The 8286-nt window shown below is 70.5% G+C and carries 7 protein-coding genes and 1 pseudogene; 7 read left to right on the top strand and 1 reads right to left on the bottom strand.

Annotation, left to right across the window (positions count from 1 at the left end; translation table 11 throughout):
* From STRIP9103_RS31205 to STRIP9103_RS31190, 4 genes and pseudogenes are all read left to right on the top strand, one after another.
* Window positions 1–641 (top strand): annotated as a pseudogene (locus STRIP9103_RS31205) (type II secretion system F family protein); the annotation flags it as partial.
* A gap of 167 nt (window positions 642–808) precedes the next feature.
* Complete coding sequence (locus STRIP9103_RS31200; protein WP_048821317.1) at window positions 809–1033, top strand: DUF4244 domain-containing protein; 225 nt, start codon at window positions 809–811, stop codon at window positions 1031–1033.
* Entirely contained in the window at window positions 1020–1409 is a 390-nt protein-coding gene (locus tag STRIP9103_RS31195; protein ID WP_009327116.1) for a TadE family type IV pilus minor pilin, read from the top strand. Before STRIP9103_RS31200 ends, STRIP9103_RS31195 begins: the two co-directional genes overlap by 14 nt.
* Window positions 1406–1783 (top strand): Rv3654c family TadE-like protein, encoded by a 378-nt coding sequence (locus STRIP9103_RS31190; protein ID WP_009327120.1) that lies wholly within the window; start codon window positions 1406–1408, stop codon window positions 1781–1783. Before STRIP9103_RS31195 ends, STRIP9103_RS31190 begins: the two co-directional genes overlap by 4 nt.
* Before the next feature lie 154 nt (window positions 1784–1937).
* Here the strand turns inward: STRIP9103_RS31190 and STRIP9103_RS31185 are convergent, their stop codons facing one another.
* Window positions 1938–4508: a DEAD/DEAH box helicase gene (locus STRIP9103_RS31185; RefSeq protein ID WP_078614115.1), complete on the bottom strand. Its 2571-nt coding sequence runs from the start codon at window positions 4506–4508 to the stop codon at window positions 1938–1940.
* A gap of 83 nt (window positions 4509–4591) precedes the next feature.
* Here STRIP9103_RS31185 and bldG point away from each other — a divergent pair, with 83 nt between their 5' ends.
* The 3 genes from bldG to STRIP9103_RS31170 all read left to right on the top strand — a co-directional run bounded on the left by bldG (window position 4592) and on the right by STRIP9103_RS31170 (window position 8243).
* Complete coding sequence (gene bldG, locus STRIP9103_RS31180; RefSeq protein WP_005475923.1) at window positions 4592–4933, top strand: anti-sigma factor antagonist BldG; 342 nt, start codon at window positions 4592–4594, stop codon at window positions 4931–4933.
* Between the two features lie 109 nt (window positions 4934–5042).
* Window positions 5043–5477 carry an ATP-binding protein gene (locus STRIP9103_RS31175; protein ID WP_009327119.1) on the top strand — a complete coding sequence of 145 codons (435 nt, stop codon included), beginning with the start codon at window positions 5043–5045 and terminating at the stop codon, window positions 5475–5477.
* Between the two features lie 360 nt (window positions 5478–5837).
* Window positions 5838–8243: a sodium-translocating pyrophosphatase gene (locus STRIP9103_RS31170; protein WP_009327114.1), complete on the top strand. Its 2406-nt coding sequence runs from the start codon at window positions 5838–5840 to the stop codon at window positions 8241–8243.
* Window positions 8244–8286: the final 43 nt, after the last annotated feature.

Here is an 8286-nt window from a genome sequence, read left to right as displayed (position 1 = left end):
GGAATCCCGCGCTCCGGGGCGCCGTACGGCGATGGCTGCCGGTCGTCGGGGTGGCGGGTGCCGGGTGGGTGCTGGTCGGCGGTCTCCTGGGGCTGTTGCTGGGGCTGGCCGCCGGGGGCGGGGCATGGTGGTGGTTGCGGCGGGCGCGGAGCGCCGGCGGTGGTCCGGCGGAGGCGTAGGACGTGGCAGAGGCCGCGCGCCAACTGCCTCTCGCCGCCGATCTGCTGGCCGCGTGTATCGCGGCCGGGGCGAGCCCCGTGGTGGCCGCGCAGGCCGTCGGGGAAGCCCTGGGCGGGCCCGTGGGGGAGCGGCTGGCCAGAGGTGCTGCCGAGGCGCGGCTCGGGGGCGAACCGGCCGAGGCGTGGCGGGCGTTGGCCGCGCTGCCGGGAGCCGGACCACTGGCCCGGCTCCTGGAACGGGCCGACAGCTCCGGCGTACCGGCCGCCGCCCCGGTCGCCCGCCTCGCCGCCGAGGCCCGCGCCGGGTGGGGTCGCTCGGCGACGGAACGGGCCCGCAAGGCCGCCGTGATGGTCACCGCACCGGTGGGCCTGTGCTTCCTGCCCGCCTTCATCGCGGTGGGCGTGCTGCCGGTGGTGATCGGACTTGCGGACGGGCTGTTGGGAGGGGGTGGTGGCGGATGACGAGCGATACGTGAACGACCGGTGGTCGGCAGTGACCAGTGGCCGGAGGCGGCCCGTCGCCGGTGACCAGCCGCGGTGGGCGACGAGCAGCAGTGACTGGCAGCGGCCAGTGATCAGCAGTGACCAATTGTCGACAGTCGACGGAACAGAGCCTCACGGGGGTTGAGATGTTCAAGGCAGTGCGAGAAGCCGTGCGGGTCCGGATGGTGCGGGCCGTGATGTGTCGGGTGCGGGCGGCGCGGAGGGATGCCGGAATGGTGACTTCCGAATACGCCGTCGGAATCATCGCGGCGGTGGCCTTCGCCGCTGTGCTCTACAAGGTGGTGACCAGCGGGCAGGTGCAGGCGGAGCTGCAGCAGATCGTGGGGAGGGCGCTCAGTGGCGGCGCGTGAGCCACGGCGGCGCGGCAGGGCCCTGGGCGGCGACCAGGGATTCGTGACGGCCGAGGCGGCCATGGCCCTGCCCGTGCTGGTGCTGTTCGCGATGGCGCTGGTGTGGGCCCTGCTCGCCGCCTGCGCGCAGATCCAGTGCGTGGACGCGGCGCGGGTCGGGGCCCGGGCCGCGGCACGACAGGATCCGCCGGGCGCGGTCGCGGCGGCGGCCCGGCGGGCGGCACCGGACGGGGCGAGGGTCAGCGTGGGCCGGGAGGGCGACTATGTGCGGGTGCTGGTCTCGGCCCGGTCGCCGGGGCCGGGTCGTCTGGGCCTCGACCTCAGCCATGAGGCCGTGGCGCTGGCGGAGGAGACGGTGGGGGTGGGTACCGGATGAGGAGGCTCTCGTGGCCGGGGCGGCTGTCGCGGGCCGCACGGTCGGACAGAGGCTCCGCGACCGCCTGGGTCGCCGGTGTGCTCGCCGTGCTGTGCGTCGTGTTCAGTGCCGTGCTGGCCATGGGCCAGGCCGTCGTGGTCCGACACCGGGTGGCCGGCGCGGCCGATCTCGCGGCCCTCGCCGCCGCTGACCACTGGATGAAGGGCAGCGAAGCCGCTTGCGCGACGGCGGAACGGGTGGCACGGGCCCAGGAGAGCCGACTGGTGCGATGTGAGGTGGAGGGAGAGATCTCGGACGTGACGGCGGTATCGGGCAGCGGCCCGCTCACCGCCGAGTCCAGGGCCCGAGCGGGCCCACCGGGTCCGCCCCGGTAGGGGCGAGGCGGTCGGCGTGCGGCTCTGTTCGAAGGATCGGCCCGAAGGGCCATCCAGGGGCGCCGGGCGCGGGGCTGTACGGATTGCGGCTCCGCCGCGTGGGTGCGACAGCCACACGCCACCCGCAGTCGCCACCCCCAGTTCCCCCCGAGCTCTAAGGCGCCTGGTCCTCCCGCGGAGCGTCAGGTGCTCGGCCCTCCCGCGGAGCGTCAGGCGCCTGGTCCTCCTGCGTAGCGCCGGGCGCCCTGTCCTCCGGAGGGGCTCCGCGCAACAGCTCGGCCAGCAGCCGCACGGCACCCCGTTTGTGCAACGGCTCGTTCCCGTTGCCGCACTTGGGGGACTGGATGCAGGACGGGCAGCCGGCGTCGCATTCGCAGGAGGCGATGGCCTGGCGGGTGGCGGTGAGCCAGGCGCGGGCGGTGTGGAAGGCGCGCTCCGCGAAGCCGGCGCCGCCGGGGTGGCCGTCGTAGACGAAGACCGTCGGCAGCAGGGTGTCCGGGTGGAGCGGGACGGAGACGCCGCCGATGTCCCAGCGGTCGCAGGTCGCGAACAGCGGGAGCATGCCGATGGACGCGTGCTCGGCGGCGTGCAGGGAGCCGCCGAGGATCTCCGGGCTGATCCGGGCGGCGTCCAGCTGATCCTCGGTGACCGTCCACCAGACGGCTCGGGTGCGCAGCGTACGAGGAGGGAGGTCGAGTTTGGTCTCGCCGAGCACCTCACCGGTGATGAGGCGTCGACGGAGGAAGGAGACGACCTGGTTGGTGACTTCGACGGAGCCGTAGCACAGGCGGCCGTCGCCCCAGGGGATCTCGGTGTCGGTCTCCAGGACGGAGATGGAGGTGGTGTCGCGGGCGACCGTCGAATAGGGCGGGTCGGCCTGTTCGACGAGGGCGACGGAGTCCTCCAGGGCCAGTTCGCGCACCAGGTACGTACGGCCCTGGTGCAGATGGACCGCGCCCTCGTGGACGGTGGTGTGGGCGGCGCCCGCGTCGACCGTGCCGAGGAGCCGGCCCGTCCCGGCCTCGACGATCTGGACGGGGCGTCCGCCCTGGCCCCGGATATCGGTCAGGTCGGCGGCCCGCTCCCGGCGTGTCCAGTGCCAGGCCTTGGCCCGGCGGCGAAGCAGTTTCGCGGCCTCCAGCTGCGGCAGCAGGCTCTCGCACTCGGGGCCGAACAGCTCCAGGTCCTCGTCCGTCAGGGGTAGTTCCGCGGCGGCTGCGCACAGGTGCGGGGCGAGGACGTAGGGATTGTCGGGGTCGAGGACGGTCGACTCGACCGGCCGGTCGAACAGGGCCTCGGGGTGGTGGACCAGGAAGGTGTCCAGGGGATCGTCGCGGGCGACAAGGACGGCCAGGGCGCCCCGGCCGGAGCGTCCGGCGCGGCCCGCCTGCTGCCACAGGGAGGCGCGGGTGCCGGGGTAGCCGGCGATGAGGACGGCGTCCAGGCCGGATACGTCGACGCCGAGTTCGAGGGCGGTCGTGGCGGCGAGGCCGAGGAGTTCGCCGGAGTGGAGTGCGCGTTCGAGGGCGCGGCGTTCCTCGGGGAGATAGCCGCCGCGGTAGGCGGCCACGCGGCGGGCGAGGGAGCGGGCGCCCGCGGCGTCAGCCGCTGATGTCACTGTGGCGAGGCGTTCCTGGGCGATCACGGAGATCAGCTCGGCGCCGCGCCGGGAGCGTACGAAGGCGACCGAGCGGACGCCTTGCAGAACCAGATCGGTCAGAAGTTCGGCTGTCTCCGCGGTCGCCGTACGCCGTACCGGCGCTCCCTTCTCGCTGTGCAGCTCGGTGAGCGGGGGCTCCCAGAGGGCGAACACCAGTTCACCCCGAGGGGAGGCGTCGTCGGCGACCTCGACGACCGGCAGGCCGGTGAGGCGGGACGCGGCTACCGACGGTTCGGCGGCGGTCGCGGAGGCCAGCAGGAAGACGGGGTCGGCGCCGTACCGGGCGCACAGTCGGCGCAGTCGGCGCAGCACCTGGGCGACGTGGGAGCCGAAGACGCCGCGGTAGGTGTGGCACTCGTCGATGACGACGTACTTCAGGGCGCGCAGGAAGGAGGACCAGCGGGGGTGGGAGGGGAGGATGCCCCGGTGGAGCATGTCGGGGTTGGTGAGGACGTAGTTGGCGTACTGGCGGATCCACTCGCGTTCCTCGACGGGGGTGTCGCCGTCGTACACGGCGGGGCGTACGACATTGCCGAGAGGTTGTGAAATTTCCTTCACGGATCTCCGCTGATCCGCCGCGAGCGCCTTGGTGGGGGCCAGGTAGAGCGCGGTCGTGCCTCGGCCGTTGGGGGCCTCGGCGCCGTCCAGCAGACGCGAGAGCACCGGCACCAGATAGGCCAGCGACTTGCCGGAGGCGGTGCCGGTGGCGACCACGACCGAGTCGCCGTCCAGGGCGTGCTCGGCGACGCGTGCCTGGTGGGACCAGGGGTGTTCGATTCCGGCGGCCTGTACGGCGGCGATGACTTCCGCGCGGATCCGGTCGGGCCAGACGGCATGGCGGCCCTCGCGCGGGGGCACATGCTCCGTATGAGTGATGCGCGAAGCCCGGCTCGGCCCCGAGGCGAGCCGGTCCAGGACCGTGCCCGGCGAGGGGCTGGGGGCGGTGTCCGTCGAGGATCGATCGGATTGGTGATTCTTGGCCATCGGCACCGAGTGTGTCACCGGCGTGACGGACAATGGACCCAAGGCGTCGTGCACGCCTGCCGGTAAGTGATTGAATGCCATCGCGGCTGGCGAACCGTCCCGGGGGCTTTCAAGCCGAGGTGTCCCGAGGGGCGAACGCTCGATAGCAAGGTGCTGGAGGATCCGTGGACCTGTCCCTGTCGACCCGTACCGTCGGCGATCGTACGGTCGTCGAGGTCGGTGGCGAAATCGACGTTTATACCGCGCCCAAGCTGCGTGAGCAGCTGGTCGAGCTGGTCAACGACGGGAGTTTCCACCTCGTCGTCGACATGGAGGGCGTCGACTTCCTCGACTCCACCGGGCTCGGCGTTCTGGTGGGCGGCCTGAAGCGAGTACGGGCCCATGAGGGCTCGCTGCGCCTGGTGTGCAACCAGGAGCGGATTTTGAAGATCTTCCGCATCACCGGTCTGACCAAGGTGTTCCCGATCCACACCTCGGTCGACGAAGCGGTGGCGGCCACCGACTGATCACGTCCGGACCGGGCCCCGCGCCCGGAACGGCCAGAGACAAATGAGGGGGGACCGGGCCCGAGGTCCCGGCCCCCTGACAGCACGCCCGAAGTTCCGAGGGGGATGCATGGCCACCGTTGAACTCCGCTTCAGCGCGCTGCCCGAACACGTCAGGACCGCCCGACTGGTGGCGGCAGCGGTGGCGCGCAGGGCCGGAGTGGACGAGGCCGTCCTCGACGAGGTCAGGCTCGCCGTCGGCGAGGCGTGCACCCGTGCCGTGGGACTGCATCAGAGCGGCGGCATCTCGGCGCCGGTGCATGTGTCGCTGATCGAGGAGGAGAAACAGTTCTCCATCGAGGTCGGCGACAAGGCGCCGCACGCCGTCCCCGGTGGCAAGGCATCGGGCGCCGGTGGCGACGCGGACATGGACAGCGAGGAGGACGACATGGGCCTCGCGGTCATCAGCGGCCTCGTCGACGACGTGGAGGTCACCGCCGGTGAGAACGGTGGGCTGATCCGTATGAGCTGGCCGACGGCGCCACCCACCGCGGTGCTGACCTGACCCCTCACGGCTTCACGTCGCACGCGAGCAGTGCGACGCGGTGCGACACGTAGTACGGCGCGCAGTACAAGCAAGGGCCCTGCTGAGCAGGGCCCTTTGCATTTATTCCGATCTCTGTTCCGATCTCCGTTCATCGGAACACCGGAATTCGTGAAGGAATTCACGATCGAACACCCGATGATTTGATCAAGGGTCAATGCCTTTGAGGTGTTACTTCTTTCGAGTAGTGTGGCGGTGTGCGGATCATTTGCTGAACGGCATGTGAAGGCCAATTCCATTTACCGCGCACTGTTTTGATCAGGTTCAGCTCCCTACAATCCGTCCACATCTTGAGCTCAGCCCAAGCGTCAAGGAGGACGAATGGCGGGGCTTTCTACCCCTCAACGGATTGATCAATCCACCAACTTCGCAGCCGCAGTGTTGACTGACGACAACCGGATCATCGTCATGGTGATCGGCGTCGTGGCACTGGCCGCGCTCGCCGTCGCCGGAGTCCTGGTACGCCAGGTGCTCGCGGCGGGCGAGGGTACCGACAGCATGAAGAAGATCGCGGCGGCCGTACAGGAAGGCGCGAACGCCTATCTGGCGCGGCAGTTGCGCACTCTTGGTGTATTCGCCGTCGTGGTGTTCTTCCTGCTCATGCTGCTGCCTGCGGACGACTGGAATCAGCGCGCCGGCCGATCGGTGTTCTTCTTGATCGGCGCGGCGTTCTCGGCGGCCACCGGTTATATCGGTATGTGGCTCGCTGTACGCAGCAACGTCCGTGTCGCCGCGGCGGCCCGGGAAGCGACACCGGGACCGGGTGAGCCGGAAAAAGATCTCACCACCGTCTCGCACAAAGCAATGAAGATCGCTTTTCGCACGGGCGGCGTCGTCGGCATGTTCACGGTGGGTCTCGGCCTCCTTGGCGCGTCCTGCGTGGTCCTGGTGTACGCGGCCGACGCGCCGAAGGTCCTGGAGGGCTTCGGTCTCGGTGCGGCCCTCATCGCCATGTTCATGCGTGTCGGAGGAGGCATCTTCACCAAGGCCGCCGACGTCGGCGCCGACCTGGTCGGCAAGGTCGAGCAGGGCATTCCGGAGGACGACCCGCGCAATGCCGCGACCATCGCCGACAATGTGGGCGACAACGTCGGCGACTGCGCGGGCATGGCGGCCGACCTCTTCGAGTCGTACGCCGTGACGCTCGTGGCCGCGCTGATCCTCGGCAAGGCCGCCTTCGGCGACTCCGGGCTCGCGTTCCCGCTGATCGTCCCCGCGATCGGCGTGCTCACCGCGATGATCGGCATCTTCGCCGTCGCCCCGCGCCGCAGCGACCGCAGCGGAATGAGCGCCATCAACCGTGGCTTCTTCATCTCCGCGATGATCTCCCTGGCGCTCGTCGCCATCGCCGTCTACGCCTATCTGCCGTCGACGTACGCCGGCCTGGAGGGTGTGGAGGACGACGCGATCCTCGGCAAGAGCGGCGACCCGCGGATCCTCGCGCTCGTCGCGGTGGCCATCGGCATCGTGCTGGCCGCGCTGATCCAGCAGCTGACCGGCTACTTCACCGAGACCACCCGACGGCCCGTCCGCGACATCGGCAAGACCTCGCTCACCGGCCCGGCCACCGTCGTCCTCGCCGGTATTTCCGTCGGCCTGGAATCGGCCGTCTACACCGCGCTGCTGATCGGTCTCGGCGTGTACGGGGCCTTCCTGCTCGGCGGGGCGTCGATCATGCTCGCGCTGTTCGCGGTGGCGCTCGCCGGCACCGGTCTGCTCACCACGGTCGGTGTCATCGTCGCCATGGACACCTTCGGACCCGTCTCCGACAACGCGCAGGGCATCGCCGAGATGTCCGGCGACGTCGAGGGCGCGGGCGCGCAGGTGCTCACCGATCTGGACGCCGTCGGCAACACCACCAAGGCGATCACCAAGGGCATCGCCATCGCCACCGCCGTCCTCGCGGCGGCGGCGCTCTTCGGCTCGTACCGGGACGCGATCGTCACGGCCGCGGACGACGTCGACGAGAAGGTCTCCGGTGCGGGTGCGCCCATGAACCTGATGATGGACATCTCGCAGCCCAACAACCTCGTCGGGCTCATCGCGGGCGCCGCGGTCGTCTTCCTCTTCTCGGGGCTGGCGATCAACGCGGTCTCCCGGTCCGCCGGGGCGGTGGTCTACGAGGTGCGGCGGCAGTTCCGTGAGCGGCCCGGGATCATGGACTACAGCGAGAAGCCGGAGTACGGCAGGGTCGTCGACATCTGCACGAAGGACGCCCTGCGCGAGTTGGCCACGCCCGGCCTGCTCGCCGTCATGGCGCCCATCGCGATCGGCTTCACGCTCGGCGTCGGCGCCCTGGGTGCCTATCTCGCGGGCGCCATCGGCACCGGGACACTGATGGCGGTGTTCCTCGCCAATTCCGGCGGCGCCTGGGACAACGCCAAGAAGCTCGTCGAGGACGGTCACCACGGCGGCAAGGGCAGTGAGGCCCACGCCGCGACCGTCATCGGGGACACGGTCGGCGACCCGTTCAAGGACACCGCCGGGCCTGCCATCAACCCGCTGCTGAAGGTGATGAACCTGGTCGCGCTGCTCATCGCACCCGCGGTCATCCAGTTCAGCTACGGCGAGGACAAGAGCGTCGGGCTGCGTGTCGCCATCGCCCTGCTCGCGATCGCCGTGATCATCGGGGCGGTGTATGTGTCCAAGCGGCGCGGAATCGCCGTGGGTGACGAAGGCAACTCCGAGCGGATGTCCGAGCCGACGGATCCAGCGGTGGTTTCGTAGGCGGTCCTCCGAGCGGTCGTACGAGGTCCCAGCTCAAGGGGCG

Source organism: Streptomyces ipomoeae 91-03, assembly GCF_000317595.1.
Taxonomy (GTDB): Bacteria; Actinomycetota; Actinomycetes; order Streptomycetales; family Streptomycetaceae; genus Streptomyces; species Streptomyces ipomoeae.
Note: the sequence above shows the minus strand (reverse complement) of the source record. Positions and strands in the feature narration are given on the sequence as shown.

Excerpts from the sequence above, each read along its gene's own strand:
- STRIP9103_RS31200 (WP_048821317.1), top strand. The coding sequence starts at position 809 with ATGTTCAAGGCAGTGCGAGAAGCCGTGCGGGTCCGGATGGTGCGGGCC.
- STRIP9103_RS31190 (WP_009327120.1), top strand. The coding sequence starts at position 1,406 with ATGAGGAGGCTCTCGTGGCCGGGGCGGCTGTCGCGGGCCGCACGGTCG.
- STRIP9103_RS31185 (WP_078614115.1), bottom strand. The coding sequence starts at position 4,508 with ATGGCATTCAATCACTTACCGGCAGGCGTGCACGACGCCTTGGGTCCA.
- STRIP9103_RS31175 (WP_009327119.1), top strand. The coding sequence starts at position 5,043 with ATGGCCACCGTTGAACTCCGCTTCAGCGCGCTGCCCGAACACGTCAGG.
- STRIP9103_RS31170 (WP_009327114.1), top strand. The coding sequence starts at position 5,838 with ATGGCGGGGCTTTCTACCCCTCAACGGATTGATCAATCCACCAACTTC.